General features: G+C 63.3%; 13 protein-coding genes. 6 read left to right on the forward strand and 7 right to left on the reverse strand.

The genetic code is table 11. The features are described 5' to 3' along the window. Positions 1–66: 66 nt before the first annotated feature. The 3 genes from ACP7BV_RS15040 (at position 67) to ACP7BV_RS15050 (ending at position 5,221) form a co-directional block, all read left to right on the forward strand. The gene (locus tag ACP7BV_RS15040) at positions 67–3,156 is read left to right on the forward strand and encodes a glycoside hydrolase family 48 protein (protein WP_426104916.1); all 3,090 of its coding nucleotides are present in this window, start codon (positions 67–69) and stop codon (positions 3,154–3,156) included. Positions 3,157–3,217: 61 nt separating this feature from the next. Then, the gene (locus tag ACP7BV_RS15045; RefSeq protein ID WP_426104917.1) at positions 3,218–3,742 is read left to right on the forward strand and encodes a hypothetical protein; all 525 of its coding nucleotides are present in this window, start codon (positions 3,218–3,220) and stop codon (positions 3,740–3,742) included. 42 nt (positions 3,743–3,784) lie between these two features. Then, complete coding sequence (locus ACP7BV_RS15050; protein WP_426104918.1) at positions 3,785–5,221, forward strand: cellulase family glycosylhydrolase; 1,437 nt, start codon at positions 3,785–3,787, stop codon at positions 5,219–5,221. Positions 5,222–5,590: 369 nt separating this feature from the next. Here the strand turns inward: ACP7BV_RS15050 and serB are convergent, their stop codons facing one another. The 3 genes from serB to ACP7BV_RS15065 form a co-directional block, all read right to left on the reverse strand. Beyond that, positions 5,591–6,433: a phosphoserine phosphatase SerB gene (serB, locus tag ACP7BV_RS15055; RefSeq protein WP_426104958.1), complete on the reverse strand. Its 843-nt coding sequence runs from the start codon at positions 6,431–6,433 to the stop codon at positions 5,591–5,593. A gap of 13 nt (positions 6,434–6,446) precedes the next feature. Next, complete coding sequence (mfd, locus tag ACP7BV_RS15060) at positions 6,447–9,893, reverse strand: transcription-repair coupling factor (RefSeq protein ID WP_426104919.1); 3,447 nt, start codon at positions 9,891–9,893, stop codon at positions 6,447–6,449. An 87-nt stretch (positions 9,894–9,980) separates the two neighbouring features. After that, positions 9,981–10,925 carry a 5'-nucleotidase gene (locus ACP7BV_RS15065; protein ID WP_426104921.1) on the reverse strand — a complete coding sequence of 315 codons (945 nt, stop codon included), beginning with the start codon at positions 10,923–10,925 and terminating at the stop codon, positions 9,981–9,983. 175 nt (positions 10,926–11,100) lie between these two features. Here ACP7BV_RS15065 and ACP7BV_RS15070 point away from each other — a divergent pair, with 175 nt between their 5' ends. After that, complete coding sequence (locus tag ACP7BV_RS15070; protein WP_426104922.1) at positions 11,101–11,877, forward strand: serine/threonine protein kinase; 777 nt, start codon at positions 11,101–11,103, stop codon at positions 11,875–11,877. A 24-nt stretch (positions 11,878–11,901) separates the two neighbouring features. Here the strand turns inward: ACP7BV_RS15070 and ACP7BV_RS15075 are convergent, their stop codons facing one another. From ACP7BV_RS15075 to ACP7BV_RS15085, 3 genes are all read right to left on the reverse strand, one after another. Continuing rightward, positions 11,902–12,468 (reverse strand): YceI family protein, encoded by a 567-nt coding sequence (locus ACP7BV_RS15075; protein ID WP_426104923.1) that lies wholly within the window; start codon positions 12,466–12,468, stop codon positions 11,902–11,904. A gap of 72 nt (positions 12,469–12,540) precedes the next feature. Next, entirely contained in the window at positions 12,541–13,392 is an 852-nt protein-coding gene (locus tag ACP7BV_RS15080) for a PP2C family protein-serine/threonine phosphatase (protein ID WP_426104925.1), read from the reverse strand. Between the two features lie 113 nt (positions 13,393–13,505). Then, positions 13,506–15,854 (reverse strand): penicillin-binding protein 1A, encoded by a 2,349-nt coding sequence (locus tag ACP7BV_RS15085; RefSeq protein WP_426104926.1) that lies wholly within the window; start codon positions 15,852–15,854, stop codon positions 13,506–13,508. Positions 15,855–16,018: 164 nt separating this feature from the next. Between ACP7BV_RS15085 and ACP7BV_RS15090 the strand changes: the two genes are divergently transcribed. Next, positions 16,019–18,280, forward strand: coding sequence for an OPT family oligopeptide transporter (locus ACP7BV_RS15090; protein ID WP_426104928.1), 2,262 nt, complete (start codon positions 16,019–16,021; stop codon positions 18,278–18,280). 464 nt (positions 18,281–18,744) lie between these two features. Here ACP7BV_RS15090 and ACP7BV_RS15095 read toward each other — a convergent pair whose 3' ends face one another. Continuing rightward, on the reverse strand, positions 18,745–19,674 hold the full coding sequence (locus ACP7BV_RS15095) for an NAD-dependent epimerase/dehydratase family protein (protein ID WP_426104929.1): 930 nt from the start codon (positions 19,672–19,674) through the stop codon (positions 18,745–18,747). 104 nt (positions 19,675–19,778) lie between these two features. Between ACP7BV_RS15095 and ACP7BV_RS15100 the strand changes: the two genes are divergently transcribed. Next, positions 19,779–20,678, forward strand: a complete 900-nt coding sequence (locus tag ACP7BV_RS15100; RefSeq protein WP_426104931.1) for a LysR substrate-binding domain-containing protein — start codon at positions 19,779–19,781, stop codon at positions 20,676–20,678. Positions 20,679–20,681 lie beyond the last annotated feature (3 nt).

Here is a 20,681-nt window from a genome sequence, read left to right on the forward strand (position 1 = left end):
GCCGGCCCAAGTTGGCGTCCGCATCCTGCGGCCGTTCCGAAAGCCCATATTCGTAGGAGACGAATAGTGAATAACTCGACCAACAACGTACACTGCAATGCCGCCGCGTCGCCACCGGCACCATCGACGGGTGCGCGCATCGTGCATAGTGCCTTGCGCAACCTGAAAGTGTTGTCGGTGACGGCCGGTACGGCCGCCGCGCTCGCCATGCCGTTCATGGCGCCGGCACACGCAGCGCCAGACGCGGAATACAACAAGCGTTTTCTGGCCCAATACCAAAAAATCAAGAACCCGGCCAATGGTTACTTCAGTGCGCAGGGCGTGCCCTACCATTCGATCGAAACGCTGATGGTCGAGGCGCCCGACTACGGCCACGAAACCACGTCCGAGGCCTACAGCTTCTGGCTCTGGCTGGAAGCCCAATACGGCCGCGCCACCGGCGACTGGGCGCCGCTCAATGCGGCATGGGCCAATATGGAAGCTTTCATTATCCCGACGCAGGCCGACCAGCCCACCAACAGCTTCTACAATCCGGCCAAGCCTGCCACCTACGCGGCCGAATACAATCTGCCATCGAGCTATCCGGCGCCGCTGGCAAGCGGCGTGCCGGTCGGCACCGACCCCATCGCCAACGAATTGCAAGCCACCTACGGCACCCGCAACATCTACGGCATGCACTGGCTGGTCGACGTCGACAACTGGTACGGGTACGGACGCTGCGGCGACGGCGTGAGCAAACCCGCGTATATCAACACGTTCCAGCGCGGCGCGCAGGAATCGGTGTGGGAAACCGTGCCGCACCCCTCCTGCGAGACCTTCAAGTGGGGCAAGAACGGCGCCAGCCAGGGCTTTCTTGGCCTGTTCATCGGCGACGCGAGCTACGCCAAGCAGTGGCGCTACACCAATGCGCCCGACGCCGACGCGCGCGCGGTGCAGGCGGTGTACTGGGCATCGGTGTGGGCCAAAGCGCAGGGCAAGAGCGCGGACGTGGCCGAGCTGGTCAAGAAAGCGGCCAAGATGGGCGACTATCTGCGCTACGCGATGTTCGACAAGTACTTCAAAAAAGTCGGCAACTGCATCGACAAATATGGCTGCCCGGGCGGCAGCGGGGCCACCAACGCGCAGGGCCTGCGCGACAACCAGCATTACCTGATGAGCTGGTACTACGCCTGGGGCGGCGCCACCGATCCCAACGCCGGCTGGGCATGGCGTATCGGTTCCAGCCACAATCACTTCGGCTACCAGAATCCGCTGGCTGCCTGGGTCTTGTCGAGCCAGGCGGAGTTCAAGCCACTTTCGCCCACGGGCGCCGGCGACTGGGGCAAAAGCCTGGGCCGCCAGCTGGAGCTGTACCGCTGGCTGCAGTCGGCCGACGGGGCCATCGCCGGCGGGGCCACCAACAGCTACGGCGGCGACTACCTGGCCCCGCCGCCGGGTACGGCCAGCTTCTACGGCATGTACTACGACGAAAAACCGGTCTACCATGACCCGGCGTCGAACACCTGGTTCGGCTTCCAGGCGTGGTCCATGCAGCGCGTGGCCGAGTACTACTATGCGACCGGCGACGCGCGCGCCAAGACGGTGCTCGACAAGTGGGTGGCGTGGGCCGCGGCCAACACGGCGCTGCTGGCCGACGGCGGCTATGCGATTCCCAACACGCTGGCGTGGAGCGGCCAGCCCGACACCTGGAACGCCGCCGCTCCGGGCGGCAATGCCGGCCTGCGCGTGAGCGTCACCGACAAGACCGACGACGTGGGCGTGGCTGCGGCCTATGCGCGCACGCTGATCTACTACGCGGCCAAATCAAACAGCAGCAGCGCCAAAACACTGGCCAGGGAACTGCTGGACCGCATGTGGGCCAGGCACCAGGATGCGCAGGGCCTGTCGGTGGAGGAAACGCGGGGCGACTACAAGCGCTTTACGGAAGCCTACAACCCGGCCACCGGCTCGGGCGTGTATATTCCGCCCGGCTGGAGCGGGACCAACGGCCAGGGCGCGACGATCGATGCAAGTGCCACCTTCCTGAGCATGCGGCCCAAGTACCTGCAAGACCCGCAGTGGCCGGCGCTCAAGGCTTACCTGGACGGCGGCGCGGCGCCCAAATGGCGCTACCACCGGTTCTGGGCGCAGGCCGACATTGCAATGGCGATGGCCGACTACGCCAACCTGATCGGCGGCGTCGACTCGCCGTCGGTGCTGGCCAGTGCCGCTGCGCTCACGGTGCCCGAAGGCGGCAGCGCCGCAGTTGGCATCACGCTGTCCAAAGCGCCGGCGGCCAACGTGACGGTGTCGGTAGCCAAGGCGGCCGGCGGCGACGCGGACCTGGCCACCGCCAGCGCCAGCCTGGTCTTCACGCCGGCCGACTACAACGTCGCCCAGAACGTGGCGATCAGCGCCGCGCCGGACGCCGACCAGGTCAACGGCAGCGCCAGTTTCAACTTCGGCGCGCCCGGCCATACCGGTGTCAGCGTGGCGGCAGTGGAGGCTGACAGTGACGTCGTGGCGCCGGTGACGCTGGTGGTCAGCGGTGCACCGCTGGCCGTGCCCGAAGGCGCCTCGCGCAGCTTCCGGGTGCGCCTGGCCACCGCCCCTGCGGCCAACATCAGCGTGTCGGTGGCGCGGGTGGGCGGCGACGTTGATCTGGGCGTGGCGGGGGGCGCCACACTCACGTTCACGCCCGCGAATTGGAACCTGGACCAGAACGTGACGCTGGCCGCCGCAGTGGACGCCGACAGCATCAACGGCAGCGCCAGCTTTACGGTGACGGCCCCGAACGCCGCCGCGCTTACCGTGCTTGCCACCGAGGTGGACAAGGACGTGGTTGCCGCAGCCGGCTGCGCGGTCGAGTTCAACACGGCCAGCGACTGGGGTAATGGCCAGGTTCCGTCCGTCACGCTGCGCAACACCGGCAGCGCGCCGATCAATGGCTGGTCGGTCAGCTGGACCGAGTCGAACGACGTCACGCTGTCCAATTCGTGGAATGCGATGCTGGCTAAATCGGGTCGTGCATTCGTGGCCACGCCGATGTCGTACAACGGCACGGTACCAGCCAATGGCAGCGTCAACTTTGGCATGCAGATTGGCTACAGCGGCGCCAAACCGCTGCCCACTGCGCTGGCCTGGAATGGGCGCAACTGCACCATCGTCGTAAAATAGAACCGGCGGCGCCGCAGGCTGCGGGCCAGCGGCGCCGCAATTGGACCCACGGAAGGAAGCTATGCATCAGTACAAAAAAATCGCCTTGAGTGCGGTGCTGGTCGCTGCAATGATGGCGCTGGCGGGCGCGATTGCGCCGGCGCGTGAACTGGTGCGCGCTCGGGCTGATAGCGAAGCTGCCTGGCACGACATCGTGCGGATCCACGCCTCGCGCATCGAGGCCGCCAGTGCCGCGCTTGACGCCGAGCGCACCATTGACGCGGCGCCGGCACGCAGTTCGCTGGCCAGGGCCAGGGCGGTGCGCGCCGACGACAGCGTCTTGTATGACGCACAGCGCATCAACCATTACAAGCAGCAGCAAGGGGAGCTGACCGGCGCGCTGCATATGCTGGCCGCCGGTGAGCACGGCGGGGCGGGCGCGCTGGACGCGTTGCGCGAGAGCCTGGTGCGCGACGAAGTCGCGCTTTCTGCCGCGCGTGCGCGTTATGGCGAGGCCAGCGCCCGTTACCAGTCGATCATTCGTACGGCCACCGGGGCGACGCTGGTCGCTGTGCTGCGCTATCCCGAGCTGCCGGCCGCGCTGTAAATCGCGCCTGACGATTTTTCAGGCAATCACAGGGGAGTTAATATGAAGACAACTACAACAGGTCGCAGGCTGGCCACGCTTGGCGTGGTCTTGCTGGCGTTTGGCGCGAGCGGATCGGGCCAAGCGCATAGCGTGAGCGGCAGCAAACTGCTCGACACCAGCGGCAAGGAAGTGGTGTTGCGCGGCGTGAACTGGTTCGGCTTTGAAACCTACGACGGCGCGGTGCACGGCCTGTGGGCGCGCAACTGGCGCGACATGCTCGACCAGATCCAGGCAACCGGCTTTAACGCGCTGCGCCTTCCCCTGTGCCCGGCGGCGTTTCGCGGCGATGGCAAACCGAATTTCGACGCCAGGTTCAACCCCGAACTGGTGGGGATGAACACGCGCCAGTTCCTCGATCTGTTCCTGACCGAGGTGGACCGGCGCGGCATGTACATCTTGCTCGACCATCACCGGCCCGACTGCAATGCCATTTCTCCGCTGTGGTACACCTCGACCTACAGCGAGGCGCAGTGGCTGACCGATCTTGAATTTTTGGCCCGCAAATACGCAGGCCTGAAAAACCTGATCGGCATCGATCTCAAAAACGAGCCTTACGGCGCAAGCTGGGGCACGGGCGACGCCACGCGCGACTGGAATTTGGCGGCCGAGCGTGCCGCGGCGCGCATCCTGGCGGCCAATCCGAACCTGCTAGTGTTTGTGGAGGGCGTGGCGGCCAACCCGGTCTGCAGCGCCAACACGCCCGTGTTTTGGGGTGAAAACCTGGAACCGCTCAAGTGCAAGGCGCTCAATATTGCGCGCAACAAGCTGGTGCTCTCGCCCCATGTGTACGGGCCGGACGTGTACAACCAGAGCTACTTCGGCGCATCCAATTTTCCGGCCAATATGCCGGCCATCTGGGACCAGCATTTTGGCCAGTTCGCCGCCACTTATCCGGTCGTGCTCGGAGAATTTGGCGGCAAATATGGCCACGGCGGCAATCCGAATGACAAGGTATGGCAAGACGCGCTGGTCACCTACATGAAGCAGCGCGGCATGGGCAGCTCGTTTTACTGGACTTGGAACCCGAACAGCGGCGACACTGGCGGCATATTGCAGGATGACTGGAAGACCGTCTGGCCGGACAAGGTAGCGCTGCTCAAGCGCCTGTGGGATGGGGCCGCGACGCCACCGCCACCGCCACAGCCACCGCCACCGCCACAGCCACCGCCACCGCCCCCACCGGCCAGCGCCATCAGTGCGACTTTACGCATCACGTCCGACTGGGCTGCCGGCTACTGCGCCGACGTCGCAGTCAAGAACAGCGGCAGTGTGCCAGTCGTGTGGAAGGTGCTGTTGACGGTGCAGGGCAGGGTGAACAACCTGTGGAATGCCGACTACACGCAAAGCGGGGCCATGCTCGCGGCGAGCGGCAAGAGCTACAACGCTACGGTGCAGCCGAACGGCACCCAGTCGTTCGGCTTTTGCGCTGTCCGCTAACTATGCGGCAGGCGAGACGCCCTCCCTGCGCGCGGCCAACCAAAAGTTGCCACATGCTGCACGACGGCGCGCTGGCCCTGATGGGCTTGATGGACACGATCCGCAGCCAAATCGTCGTCCACTATCCCGCCGCCCAATAACAACAGGGCACAAACCGAACCAACTGCCCAAACCTCGACCGGGGTCAGTTCCCCCATTACGACACGGTCTCATCTGTAACGGCAGCTACAGATGAGGCCGTGTCGCAATGGGGGAACTGACCCCGGTGGAGGTTTTTGTGACCGGCGGTACATGCTGCCGCGGGTGAGCCGTGCGCTTACTACTTCGTCCGGCAGTTCGATGGGGTCGAGCACTTCTTGATTCGACGCATCAGCCGAGAATGGCGAGCAAGCCGTCCAGGCCGCAGTAGTTGAGGGCGACGTCGGCCTGGGCGCGCACCACCGGCTTGGCGCGAAACGCCACCGACAGGCCGGCGACGCCCATCATTTTCAGGTCATTGGCGCCGTCGCCCATGACGATGGCTTGCGCCGGCGCGATGCCCATGCCGGCGCAGACCTGTTCCACGGTGCGTCTTTTTTCATCGGCGTCGACAATGGTGCCCGTCACGCGGCCGGTCAGCTTGCCGTCGATGATTTCAAGGGCGTTGGCGTGGGTGTAGTCCAGGCCAAGGCGTGTCTTGAGTCGCTCGGTAAAAAAGGTGAAGCCGCCCGAGACCAGCAGCGTTTTCAGCCCTGCCGCCTTGACCGCGGCCAGCATCGCTTCGCCGCCCATCGAAATGGCCAGGCGTTCCTGGTACACGCGTTCCAGCGCGCCGGCGTCGAGCCCTTCGAGCAGCGCCACGCGGCGCTTGAGGCTTTCGGAAAAATCGAGTTCGCCACGCATTGCAGCTTCGGTGATCTCGGATACCTGTGCTTTCAAGCCCTGCATGTCGGCGATTTCGTCGATGCACTCGATGGTGATCAGCGTCGAATCCATGTCCATGGCAACTAGCTTGAAGTCGGCCAGCGTGCGTCCCGGCGCAATGAAGGTGGCGTCAAGACATGCTCCGTCGGCAGCCAGTTCGATATTGGCCTTGAGGATGTCGGAGTAAGCGACTTCCTCGCAGCGCACGGCGTGTGCGCCCAGATGCACAACGCGCGCCGGATTGGCCAGCGCGGCGATGCGCAAGAGCGTGTCGGTAGTCGCATCAAGGCCTTGCAAGACCAGGTTCATGTTCATTTTTTTGTCAGCCCAGTAGTGATTTGATCGTTTGCTTTATCTGCGTCACGCGCGCGGCCAGGTCGGGCATGCTGGCGGTGATCTTCAGCTTGTCCTGGCCGGCCAGCTTGATATGGCGATTTTTCTGAATCAACGTGATGATGCGCAGCGAGTCGATCGGCGGGTTGACCATGAACTGCATGCTGGCCGCTTCGCTGTGGGCGTCGATTTTGATGATGCCCACCGCCTTGGCCGCAACGCGCAGGCGGTGCGTTTCGATCAGCGCCTGCACCGGGTCGGGCAGCTTGCCGAAGCGGTCGATCAGCTCTTCCTGCATGTCGTCGATTTTTTCCTGGGTGGCACAGTTGGCCAGCCGCTTGTAGACCGACAGCCGTTCGTGCACGTCGCCGCAGAAGTCGGCCGGCAGCAGCGCCGGCACGTGCAGGTTGATTTCGGTGGTGGTGGCCAGGGGCGCAGCCAAGTCCGGCTCTTTGCCCGCCTTGAGTGAGCGTACGGCGGCGTTAAGCATGTCCGAATACAGCTGAAAGCCGATTTCAAGCATCTCGCCGGACTGGTTCTCGCCGAGCACTTCGCCGGCCCCGCGGATTTCAAGGTCGTGCATCGCCAGGAAAAAGCCGCTGCCCAGTTCTTCCATCTGCTGGATCGCGTCCAGGCGGCGCTGCGCCTGCTTGGTCAGCCCCGTGACATCGGTCACCAGCAGGTAGGCGTAAGCCTGGTGGTGCGAACGGCCCACGCGACCACGCAGCTGGTGCAGCTGCGCCAGGCCGAACTTGTCGGCGCGGTGCATGATGATGGTGTTCGCGGTCGGCACGTCGATACCGGTTTCAATGATGGTCGTGCACAGCAAAATGTTGTAGCGCTGCGCCACGAAGTCGCGCATGACCTTTTCAAGGTCGCGCTCGTGCATCTGGCCGTGCGCCACGCCGATGCGCGCCTCGGGCAGCAGCTCGGTCAACATCGCCATGCGGTTCTGGATGGTTTCCACTTCGTTGTGCAAAAAGTAGATCTGGCCGCCGCGTTTCAGTTCGCGCAGGCAGGCCTCGCGAATGATGGAGCCGTCTTCGCTGCGCACAAACGTCTTGATCGCCAGGCGTTTTTGCGGCGCGGTGGCGATGATCGAAAAGTCGCGCAAGCCTTCCAGGGCCATGCCGAGCGTGCGCGGAATCGGGGTCGCCGTGAGCGTCAGCACGTCCACTTCGGCGCGCAGCGCCTTGAGCGCTTCTTTCTGACGCACGCCGAAGCGGTGTTCTTCGTCGATGATGACCAGGCCCAGCCGCTCGAACTTGACGTCGGGCGAGAGCAGCTTGTGGGTGCCGATGACGATGTCGAGCGTGCCGTCGGCCATGCCCTTGATGGCGGTGTTGATTTCCTTGCCGGTTCTGAAACGCGACAGCTCGGCGATGCGCACCGGCCAGTCGGCGAAGCGGTCGGCGAAGGTTTGCGCGTGCTGCTCGGCCAACAGCGTGGTTGGCGCGAGGATGGCGACCTGCTTGCCGCCCATGACGGCGATGAAGGCGGCGCGCAGCGCAACTTCGGTCTTGCCAAAACCAACGTCGCCGCACACCAGGCGGTCCATTGGTTTGCCACCGGTCATGTCCTTGATGACGTTGTTGATCGCCTCGGCCTGGTCGGGCGTTTCCTCGAAGCCGAAGCTGTCGGCGAAGTTCTGGTAGTCGTGCGCCGAATACTCGAACGCGTGGCCCTTGCGCAGCGCGCGGCGCGCGTACAGGTTAAGCAGTTCGGCGGCGGTGTCGCGCACCTGTTCGGCGGCCTTGCGCTTGGCCTTTTCCCATTGACCGGAGCCGAGCGAGTGCAAGGGCGCGTCTTCGGGCGTGGCGCCCGAGTAACGCGAAATGACGTGCAGCTGCGAGACCGGCACATACAGCTTGGTGTCCTTGGCGTATTCGAGGTGCAAAAACTCAGTCTCGCCTTCGCCCAGGTCCATGCTGGTCAGGCCCATGTAGCGCCCGATGCCGTGGTTGATGTGAACGACCGGGTCGCCGATTTTCAGTTCCGACAGGTCGCGCACCATCGACTCGACCTGGGTGACGCCTTCCTGCTTCTTTTTGCCGGCGCGCCGGCCGGAACCGGCATACAGCTCGGTCTCGGTGATGAAAACGATGTCGCCGGCGCTTTTTTCGGTCAGTTCGAACCCGGCCTGCAAGGGAGCGACGCCCAGCGCCAGTTTGGCGTTCGAGGCCATGAAGCCGGCAAAGCCTTCGACCGGGCTGGGGGCCAGCTGGTATTCATTGAAGTACTGCTGCAGCGTTTCGCGCCGGCCGTTCGATTCGGCGCAGATCATCACGCGCTTGCCGCTCTGGAGCAAAAAAGCGCGCAGATTGGTCAGCGGGTCTTCGATGCGGCGGTTGACGGCGATGTTGGGAATCGGCGCGGACAGTTCGGAAGGCTGCTGGTCGGCTTCCTTGGAGATGGTCCAGCGACCGAGCGGCTTGGCCAGCGTGAAAAACGCTTCGTCGGACAGGAAAATCTCGTCGGGCGCGAGAATCGGACGGTCGCGGTCAGCTTTCAGGAAGCGGTAGCGCGACTCCGTGTCGACCCAGAAGCGCTTGATGGCCGCGTCGATGTCGCCCACCAGCGCCATGTTGGCGCCTTCCGGCAGGTAGTCGAACAGCGTGGCGGTTTGTTCGAAAAACAGCGGCAGGTAGTATTCGATACCGGCCGAGGCGATGCCGCTGCTGACGTCCTTGTACACCACCGAGCGCGATGGGTCGCCTTCGAAACGCTCGCGCCAGCGGCTGCGGAAAGTGGTGCGGGCGGCGTCGTCCATCGGGAATTCGCGGCCCGGCAGCAGGCGCACTTCGCGCACCGGATAGAGCGAGCGCTGGGTGTCGGCATCAAACGTGCGGATGGTTTCGATCTCGTCGCCGAACAGGTCGAGCCGGTAGGGTAGGGCCGAACCCATCGGGAACAGGTCGATCAGGCCGCCGCGCACCGAATATTCGCCGGGCGACATGACCTGCGAATTATGGGTGTAGCCGGCCAGCGTGAGCTGGGCCTTGAGCTTGGCCTCGTCGAGCTTTTCGCCCTGCTTGAAAAAGAAGGTGTAGCCGGCCAAAAACGAGGGCGGCGCCAGGCGCACCAGCGCGGTGGTAGCCGGAACGAGCAGCACGTCGCAATGGCCGTTCTGGATTTCGTACAGCGTGGCCAGACGCTCGGAGACCAGGTCCTGGTGCGGCGAGAAAGCGTCGTAAGGCAGCGTTTCCCAGTCCGGCAGCAGGTGGCAGGCGAGCTTTTCTTCGGCGAACCAGGGGATTTCGTCGAGCAGGCGCTGGCCGTCGCTGGCGTTGGCCACGATCACGACCAGCATCTGCTTGTTCGCCTTGAGCGCGAGCGCGGCCACCGCCAGCGCATAGGCGTCCGCCGAGCCATACAGGGTCGGCAGCGCGAAGCGGCTGCCGGACTTGGGGAGGGACTTTTTTAAATCGAAGGGCATGCAGGCGGCGGGGCGAGAAGGCGTGATTGGTAGCCTTTCATTATAGCGTAGAGGGGAAAATCACATCGGCCCCTATGCGGCGGGTATTTACGCCGCGGGCGCTCGCCTGTTCGCAATCCCGAACGGTACGTGCACCATCGGGATGGTGCCCCCGGGCGACGATTTCAGGTGGGTGATCTGGTCATCGAAGAAAATGTGCGGCTTGAATACCGACAGCACGCGCGCCTTGTCCATCCCGCCCAGGAAAAACGTCTCGTTGGCCGACACGCCCCAGCTCTTGAGCGTGGTGACCACGCGCTCATGCGAGGGCGCGTTGCGCGCCGTGATGATCGCGATGCGCAAAATTTTGCGGTAGTTCGGGTCGCGCTTTTGCGCGCGCTCTTCCATGCGCTGCATCAGCGCCAGCTTCTGGAACATGTCGGCCAGCGGTCCTGGCTGGTGCGGCACGGCCATGTGCTTGGTTTCGTGCGCGTGGAACTCGTTGACGTCGTTGTTGCGCTTGAAGATGGTCTCGGACTCATCATCGGCGAGCACGCCGTCAAAATCGAAGGCGATGCGCAGCTCGATATCGTCGCTGTCGTCGTCCACCAGCGATGGCAGCACCAGGCCGGCCGGATAATTGGCCGCGATGGCGCTCTGCACGTCTTCCTCGTTCGCGCTCAGGAACAGCGCGGCATTGAAGGCGGGCAGGTAGGTATAGGGCGACTTGCCGGTCATGAAGGCGGCGCGCGAGATGTCCAGGTCGTAATGGGCGATCGAACGCATCACGCGCAGCCCGGTTTCGGGTGAATTGCGGGAAAACAGCACCACTTCGACCGGGTTTTGGCGCGGAAAGCATTTGTTGATGTTCAGGAAGCGGCGGATGAAAGGGAAGGCCACGCCCTTGCCCAGGATGGTATCGAGATGCGCTTCCTGGTATTTGCGGTATTCGTCCGGTCCGCTGTCAAGATAGACCTGGTGCGACGCGGTCAGGTCGAACAGGGCGCTGGAAGCGACGCCGATCACCAGTTTGTGCTCAATCTGAAACGCCATCAGTGATCCTCGATCGTGGGTGCGGGACGCCAGATTCTACAGGATGCGTTCCAGGTCGCGCTGTGATCGCCCGCCAATGGCGGATTTGAGACAAAAACGCGGTTTGCCGGCGTGCAGTGTTTGCGTACGGAATGTCTTTAAGTATGATGGTTGTTCGCTAACCGGATGTTACGCCATGAAGAAGCCTGAAAGTATCGGACCCTACACCTTGCTCTCGCCGCTTGGCGATAGCGTGCGCAACCGTACGTGGCTCGCGGCAAGCGGGCCGCGCCAGGACCAGGTGGTGTTGAAGCTGGCGCAAAAGGACAATGCGCATGAGCGCGCGCGCTTGCTGCATGAACTCACCGTTTTGGCCGCGCTGGACCAGGAAAATATCGTCCGCCTGCTCGACAGCGGCGAATGGGAAGGCCGAATGTGGATGGCGTTGACGTATATTCGTGGGCCGTCCGCGCCTTTGCAATTGGCCAATTTCCGGCAACTGCTGCTGGCACTGGTGCATGTGCATGCCCATGGCGTGGTGCACGCCGATATCAAGCCAGCCAATTTGTTGCTCGATGCGCAAGGCGACCTGCACCTTGCGGGCTTCGGTAACGCGCGCCGGTTCGGCGCGGGACCGCTGGGACCGGGCGGCATGCCGCAGTATATGTCTCCCGAACAATTGCGCGGCGAGGCACTGGATGTGCGGGCCGACTTCTTTTCCGCCGGTGCGGTCCTGTTTCAACTATTGACGGGGAGCCGCCCCTTTGACGGCAAGGCTGCGCCGCGCGGCAAGGATGACGTCGAGCCGGGCTTGCCCTTGCCGTCCGCGCTCGTGCCTGGGCTGGGAACGGGGTTCGACGGGTTGACGAGCAAGCTGCTGGCGCCCGACAGGCGCGACCGCCACGACAGTGCGTTTGCCGTGCTGGGCGACTTTGACGTTGCCTGCCATCGGGGCGTTCGCGCAGCCGCTTGAACATAGCGGCACTGTCCGTCCACACTATTGCTTGACCGCTTCCACCGCAATGGAAAGGGTGACGTCATCGCTGACCCCGGGCGCGTACTTGCCGGCATTGAAGTCGCTGCGGCGGATGGTGGTCGTGGCGTTCGCGCCGCAGGCTTCCTTCTTGAGCATGGGGTGCGGCATGCACTTGAGCGTGGCAATGTCGAGCGTAACCGGTTTGGTAACGCCTTTTACGGTCAGGTTGCCGTCCACCGACGCCGGTACGTCTCCCTTGAAATGCATCTTGGTCGATTTGAACGTGATGGCCGGGTATTTTTTCGTATCGAAAAAGTCAGCGTCCTGGATGTGCTTATTCAATTCGCCGTTGCCGGTATTGACGGAAGTGGCGTCGATCGACACCTCGACCGCGCCGGTTCTGGCCGCCCGGTCGAGCGTGATGGTGCCGCTGGTCTTGTCAAAGTGGCTGACCTGCCTGGACAGGCCGAAATGGCTGTATTCAAAGCGGGCAAAGGTATGGTTGTTGTCGATGATGTAGTTTTCGGGCGTGGCTGCGGCACCCAGCGCGAAACCTGCGCCAACGGTTAAGGCAATCAATTTTTTCATGAACAGTTCCAGGGTCAAGGGAAAGGAGGGCGTCAGTCTTTTGGACAACGCTGCCTCCCGTCCGTTCCCCGCTTATTGTGTACACTGCAGCAGCACGACAGTGATGTTGTCGCGGCTGCGGTTGCGTTTGGCCGCGTCGATCAGTTCGGCGCAGGTCGTTTCCAGGTCCGTGGACGCGGCCAGCAGCGCCGCAATCTGTTCGTCGGGGCAGGCGCCGTGCAGGCCGTCGCTGCACAGCAAGTACAAGTCGCCCGGCTCGGTTGTCTGCATCTGCAGTTCGGGCTGTACTCCCGATGATGGCCCGAGCGCTTGCAACAGCAGGTTGCGCCCCGGCAGATTGTGCACAACGCCTGCTTCAATTGCCCGCTGATACATGGTCTGGTCGCGCGTGAGCTGGGTCAGGTGGCCGTGGCGAAAACGGTACAGGCGCGTATCGCCCACATGGAACACGAACTGCGGCCCGTCCGGCACTGGTTGCCAGATGCCGGTCAGCGTGGTGCCCATACCGCCGCCTTCGGCGCGGCGGTTGCCGCGGTTGATCTGGTACATGCGCTGGTTGGCAAATTCCACCGCGTGGTGCAGCGTCGTCATGGCCGCGCTGGTCGTCTGGTTCCAATCGACAAAGGGATCGGTGAGCGCCGGGTCGTAGTTGCTCGGCACAAAATCAGGCATCGGTTCGCCGTGCTCGCGCGCGGCGCTGGCGCGGATGAAGTGGGCCAGCGAGATCAAGGCGTCGGAACTGGCCACTTCGCCCGCTTCGTGGCCGCCCATGCCGTCGGCCACGGCGAGCAGGCCAAGTTCACGGTCGATGTAAAAATTGTCTTCGTTGGAAGGGCGGACATTGCCGACGTCGGTCATCCCGAATGCAATGCCCAGATCCAGTTGTTGCTGCACCGAAGGTGAGAGTTGTTTCCAAACGTACACGGACAGCTCCAAGGGTTGGCGTTGCAAACCGACATGGTTGCCACTTGCACCGCCAACATCCTAGCACGCGAAGTGCACATTTGTTAATGAATATTGCTTTTCGACTCATTAATTTATTCGGGCGGCAACACAATGACGTCGGTTTCCGCCGCCACCGGTGGCTCGCGCGGCGCTTCCGGGTCGATTGGCTGCTGCTCGGGCTCGGGCGCGGCAGCGGCGGGCTCGATGTCGATGCCTTTAAAGTCCAGGGTGCCTGCGTATTCGCCATACATCCAGTCGTCGCCGTCGCGCACCACGCCTTCCGGGGGCGCGCGCTCGGTCACGCTCTGCTTGGCCAGCGCCACTTTCATATAGTCGATCCAGATCGGCATGGCCAGCGTGGCGCCAAATTCCTTGCCCCCCAGGGAACGCGGATCGTCGTAGCCCATCCACGACACCGCCACCACATTGCCCGCATACCCGGCAAACCAGCCATCGACCGCGTCGCTGGTGGTGCCGGTCTTGCCGGCCAGGTCGGTGCGGCGCAGCAGCTTGGTGGAGGCGGCGCCGGTGCCGTAGCGCGTCACGTCGCGCAGCATGCTGTCGACGATAAAGGCGTTGCGCGCATCGAGCACGCGCGCGCTTTCTTCCTGCACCGACGGCACCGTGTGCGAGAGCACCTGGCCGCCGGCATCCTTGACGGTGTCGATCAGGTAGGGTTTGATCTGATAGCCGCCGTTGGCAAAGATGGCGTAGGCGTCGGCCATCTGCAGCGGCGTGACCGCCCCCGTGCCCAGCGCCAGCGTCAGGTTGCGCGGGTGCTTGTCGGCCTCGAAACCGAATTTTTGCAAGAACATGTGGGCGTAGTCGACGCCGACGGCGCGCAGCAGGCGCACCGAGGGCACGTTCTTGGAGTGCGCCAGCGCGAAGCGCATCGTCACCTTGCCGTCGTACTTGCCGTCGTCGTTCTTGGGCGACCAGGTCGCGCCGGCGTTTTCGCCCGGCATATCGAGCGGCTCGTCGAGGATCTGGGTTGACGGCGAGTAGCCGCGTTCCAGCGCGGCCGAATAGATAAAGGGCTTGATGGACGATCCAGGCTGGCGCCAGGCCTGGATCACGTGGTTGTACTTTTTGAGGTTGAAGTCAAAGCCGCCGACCAGCGCGCGGTAAGCGCCGGTCTTGAAGTCGATGGCCACAAAGGCCGCTTCCACCTGCGGCACCTGGACGATCGACCAGCTTTGGTCGGGCGCGCGCGCGATGCGGATCACGGCGCCGGTGCGCAGCTTGATGTCAGGTTTGGCGGTGGGCGCCAGCGCCCTGGCGGCAAAGCGCAGGCCGTCGCCGCTGATCTCGATATTGTCGCCGTCGACGTTTTCCACGGTGACCAGCTTGGGCGAGGCGCTGGTGACCACCACCGGCACCAGGGAGTCGCTGACCGGGCGCGCGCGCAGGGCGTCGTTGATGGCGTCTGCGCGCTCTTCCGCCGCCAGCGGCAGCTCGATGAAGGTTTCGGGACCGCGGTAGCCGTGGCGCTGGTCGTAATCGAGTACGTTGCGGCGCACCGACTGGTAGGCCGCTTCCTGTTCGGCCTTGCTGATGGTGGTGATCACGGACAGGCCGCGGGTGTAGGCGTCTTCCTTGAATTCGGCATACACCGCCTGGCGCACCGTCTCGGCGACAAACTCGGCGTGGGCGTCGAATTCCTGGCGTACGGTGGCGATGCGCACCTGCTCGGCGACGGCCGCACTGTATTGCACCGGCGTGATGAAGCCGACGTCGCGCATGCGCGCGAGCACCGCCTCCTGGCGCTGCTTGGCGCGGCGCGGATTGACGGCCGGATTGTGGCGCACCGGGTCTTGCGGGATCCCGGCCAGCATCGCCATCTCGGCGATCGACAGCTTTTGCAGGGGTTTGCCGAAGTAGGCCTGGGCCGCGCTGCCAAAGCCGTACGAACGCCGGCCCATGAAGATCTGGTTGACGTACAGTTCCAGGATCTGGTCTTTGGAGAGCGCCGCTTCTATTTTGTAGGCCAGCGCCACTTCATTGACCTTGCGTGAAATGACCTTGTCACGCGACAGAAAAAAATTACGCGCCACCTGCATGGTGATGGTGGATGCGCCCTGGCGAAAGCCGCCTTTCAGGTTGGCGCGGGCCGCGCCCATGGCGCGCTTCCAGTCGATGCCGCCGTGCTCATAGAAGCGCGTGTCCTCGATGGCCAGGATCGCCTTTTTTTGCAGGTCAGGTACCTGGGCGATGGGGACGAAGTCGCGGTGCTCTTCGCCAAATTCGCCGATCAGGACATTGTCGGACGTGTAAATGCGCAGCGGGATCTTGGGCTTGTAGTCGATGACGGCGTCGATCGCCGGCACCTTGGGGTAAATCGAGAAGTAAAAATACGCCAGCAAGCCCAATGCCAGCAGCAGGCCGGCGCCAAACAGGGCGGCCGCGCTGATGATTAAGGCGCGCCGCGTCGGCCAGCGCAAGGAGAATCTGCTTGTTGTTGTCAAAAGGGTACTCTCCGCGTTCACGCCGTACAGTTGTTGACGGCTCTGTGCTGAAGATTATAATCCAACGATTTTGGCTTCCCTTTTAATCATCCAAGGCGCGTGCGGCGGTATTGCGCGGCCCGACTTCAGGAACTAGCTCCATGCCTCTCGATCCTACGCCCACCGGCTTCAAGCCGTACATTCCGGCTTCGGCGCACCTGCCCGAAATGACCGCGCGCGCCCTTATCATGGGCATCGTGCTTGGCATGGTGTTCGGCGCGTCGTCGCTGTACCTGGTCCTCAAAGTGGGCCTGACGGTCAGCGCCTCGATTCCCGTGGCCGTGATCGCGATCACGCTTTTCGGGATGGCCAAGAAAATGGGTGGCAAGGATTCGACCATCCTTGAAAACAGCATTACCCAGACCGCCGGTTCAGCCGGCGAATCGATCGCCTTTGGCCTGGGCGTGACGATGCCGGCCATTATGATCCTCGGCTTCGACCTCGAAATTTCGCGCGTGATGCTCGTTGGCGTGCTCGGTGGCCTGCTGGGCATCCTGATGATGATCCCGATGCGGCGCACCATGATCGTCGACCAGCACAAGGAACTGAAGTACCCGGAAGGGACGGCCTGCGCCGAAGTGCTCAAGGCCGCCGCCACCGAAACCTCGCGCGCAGCCGCCGGCGAAATGCGCGAGGAAGGCTCGGACGCCGCGCGCGACGCCAAGCAGCGCGCGATGATCATCTTTGGCGGCTTTTTTGTCGGGCTGCTGTACAAGACCGTCAATATTTCGCTCAAGGGCTGGAAGGATACGTCGAACTTCATCTTCGGTTCGCCGCTGGCGGCCGGCTCGATTGGCGCCGAAGTCTCGCCCGAGCTGCTGGGCGTGGGCTACATCATCGGCCCGCGCATTGCCATGACCATGGCCGCCGGCGGCGTGCTGTCGTACCTGCTCTTGATCCCGATGATCAAGTTTTTCGGTGACTTGCTGACGGTGCCGGTGGCGCCCGGCACCATGCTGATCCGCGACATGAGCCCGGACGACATCCGCAGCGCCTACGTGCTCTATATCGGCGCCGGCGCGGTGGCCGCCGGTGGCTTGATCAGCCTGGTGCGCGCGATGCCGATGATCTGGAAGGGACTCAAATCGGGCTTGTCCGGCATGGGCAAGGGCGCTTCGTCGGCCGACGCCACGCTGCGCACCGACCAGGATATTTCAATGAAGTGGGTCGTCATCGGCTGTCTGGCGATCATCGCCGTGATCACCGTGGCCACGCCCTTGCACATGAATTTGCTGGGCGCCTTGCTGATCCTGGTGTTCGGCTTTTTGTTTTCAACCGTGTCGTCGCGCCTGACCGGCGAAGTCGGTTCCTCGTCCAACCCGATCTCCGGCATGGCGGTGGCCACGCTGCTGTTTACCTGCCTGATTTTCCTGTTCATGGGCTGGACCGGGGGCCAGTACTACGTGACGGCGCTGTCGGTGGGCGCCATCGTCTGCATCGCGGCCAGCAACGCCGGCACCACCTCGCAAGACCTCAAGACCGGCTACCTGATCGGCGCCACGCCGCGCCTGCAGCAGTATGCGATCCTGTGCGGCGCGCTGGCGTCGGCGCTGATCCTCGGCCCGATTCTGCTCAAGCTCAATGACGCCAACACCACCTACGTGCCGGCCGCGCAGGTCGCGCCTGGCATCAAGGTGGACCCCAGCAAGCTGACCGTCACGGCGCAGCTGCAAGGCCCGCAAGCCAGGGATGACGGCAAGACCTACAAGGTATGGCAAAAGAGCGATACCGCGGGCGGCCCGGCGGGCAAGTACCTGGTGGCCGATGATGGCACGCTCGCTTACCTGGTCGACCCGGGCATCAACGGCACCCACAAGGTGCGTCCGGACGGCTCCAAGGTGGCCAAGTTCGATGCGCCCAAGGCGGTGCTGATGTCGTACATTATCAAGGGGATTTTGGACCGTCAGCTGCCGTGGACGCTGGTGCTGCTGGGGGTGATGATTGCCGTAGTGCTGGAAATGGCGGGCGTGCAGGCGCTGGCGTTTTCGGTGGGCGTGTACCTGCCGCTGGTGTCCACGCTGCCGATCGCCATTGGCGGCGCGGTGCGCTGGCTGGTCGACAAGCGCAACAACAAGCTGGCGCACAACGCGGTGTTGAACGAGGAAGAACAGCAGGCGGCGGGCGACCGCAGTTCGGGCGTGCTGCTGGCGTCGGGGTATATTGCGGGCGGGGCGCTGGCGGGGATCGTGATTGCCATAACGGCCGGCGTGATGACCGATTTTGATGCGGTCGTGACGACCTGGGCGAGCGCGGCCAATCCGTTCTTTGCGGGGGAGCGAGCCGATCTGCTGACGATGGCGCCGTATGCGGCGATTATCGTGCTGCTGTATTGGGTGGCGCGGGAGAAGAAAACGGTGGCGTGACGCGGGCATGGCGCAATGCGCTGTCGCTTTTGCGCCCTACGTTCTGCAACGGCCATGCACTTTTGGGCCCTACGATCTGCGAAGGCTATGCTTTTTTGCCCCATGCGATCTGCGAGGGCCGTAGGGCGGAAAAGAGCGAAGCTCGCATTCCGCCAAGCTCAGTGTTGAACGAACTATATTGGGTGGCGCGGGAGAAGCTAGCGGTGGCGTGACGCCGGCATGGCGGAATGCGCTGTCGCTTTTCCGCCCTACGATCGGCCACGGCCATGCACTTTTACGCTATATGATCTGCGATAGCCGTAGGGCGGAAAAGAGCGAAGCTCGCATTCCGCCATGCTCAGTGTTGAACGAACTATATTGGGTGGCGCGGGAGATGATTACGGTGCGCCGGCATGGCGCAATGCGCTATCGCTTTTCCGCCCTTCGTTCTGCAACGGCCATGCTCGTTTCCGCCATGCCCGGTGTTAAACGAACGCCAGATCGTGCTGGCGAATCAAATCGTCGAGCCACTCGTCGCTGTGGCCGAACTTGTACCCTAGCGCTACTGCGCGGCTCATATCCATCATGAACGGCGCCGGATAGTCGAACGGACTGAGTTCTCCCGGCGCACCGGCCTGCGTGACCGGCAGCGCCCGTACCGGCTGGTCCAGCACCATTCCCACGCGCTGGTAAATGTCGAACGCTGACAAACCACCATCGCACGCCGCATTCACCGGCCCGGTGAAATCCTGTGCGCCAGCCCACACCAGAAAATCGCTGATCACCTGAGCGCTTAAAAATGAGCTGCACGCCGCCGCATTCGTATAGCGCAGCGCCCCGTACTGGCGCGCCAGGTCGACGTAATGCGCCAGGCGCCCGGTAACGTCTTCTGAGCCGGCCAGGACATGGCCGATGCGCACTGTCACCAGCGGCAGCGACGCGTCCCGGTAAAGGTAAGCCTCGGCCTGGACCTTGCCCGCCACGTAGCTTTGGGTGGCCAGCTTGGGATCATGCCACGCAAACTGCGTGTCGATCGGCTGGGCCAGCACGTTCAGGTCAGCCTCGGCGAAAGGCGTGTTTTGCTGCCCCAGCAAGCTACGGTAGACGTCAATGGTGGAGGCGACGATGTAGCGTTTGGCCTTGCCCGCAAAAACCTTGACGGCAATCGCAGCGTCGATCGGGCTGTAGCACATTTGGTCGTAGACGACGTCGTAGTCATCGACGAGGGCAAACGCGGCCAGCATGGCGCGCTCGTTGCGGCGATCGACGCGGATGCGCGTGATGCGGCTGCCAAAAGGGTCGGGCGCATGCCCGCGGGTGGCAATCGTTACCTGGTGGCCGGCGGCCAACAGACGCTGCACCAGCAATTTACCGAAGTAGCGCGTACCACCGATAACCAATATATTCTTGCCCATGGCATTTCCTTTTGTTTTGAAGTATATTTTCTTCTTAGTGTGCTAATTGAACAACCGAGAAATTTTGACGCAATGACTAAGAAAAACTTATGCATGGGGGCGCGATGAAGCCTTTGCGCAGCCTGTCCGGCCTGCTCGACTTCGATTGCGCTGCGCGCTGGGGCAGCTTCAAGCTGGCCGCGCTCGAACTGCACAAGACGCCGGCGGCGATCAGCCAGCAAGTCAAGCACCTCGAGGAGATGGTCGGCTTTGCGCTGTTCATTCGCCATCCGCGCCACATCACGCTGACCGAAAAAGGGCAGGAGCTGGCTATTTCCGTGGGCCGCACGCTGGGCGAACTGCGCGCCAAGATCGGTGCCCTGCAAAGCGGGGACGAGGAATCGGTGCTGCGCATCTCAACCACGCATTCGTTCGCGATCAAGTGGTTGGTGCCGCGCATGCACCGCTTTACCGAGCTCTATCCGGAGCTCGACATCCGGCTCGATTCGAACGACGCGCCGGTCAACCTGGACGACGACAGCACCGACGTGGCGGTGCGCTACGGCCCGGTGAGCGAGGGCGACCCGGACATGCTGTTTCGCGAGCGCCTGATCGCCGTCTACAGCCCCGAGCTGCTGGGACCCGGCCAGCGCGAAATCACGCTCGCCGACCTGCCCAACTTTCCACTGCTGTACGAAAAAACGCCGGAGTCGTGGCTGCAGCTACTGAACGAAAACAAGGCAAAGGGTAAATACGATTTCTCGCGCGGCTACAGCCACTGGGGCGTGCTGGCGCAGGCGGCGGTGGCGGGGCAGGGGATTGCATTGGTGGCGTACGGGATCGCGTTCCAGGACATCCTGAAGGGCGCGCTCAAGCAGATCAACTGCCGCAGCGCGCCGTTTGGCAGCGGCTACCGCTTCCTGGTCAACCCGCGCAAGGAAAAGATGCCCAAAGTGCAGCGCTTTCGCGCCTGGCTGGTGGCCGAGATGAGCGACATGCAGCGCGCGCTCGAGCAAACGGTATAAATA

It is taken from the genome of Massilia sp. TSP1-1-2 (assembly GCF_049896185.1).
In the GTDB taxonomy this organism is placed as follows: domain Bacteria; phylum Pseudomonadota; class Gammaproteobacteria; order Burkholderiales; family Burkholderiaceae_D; genus Telluria_A.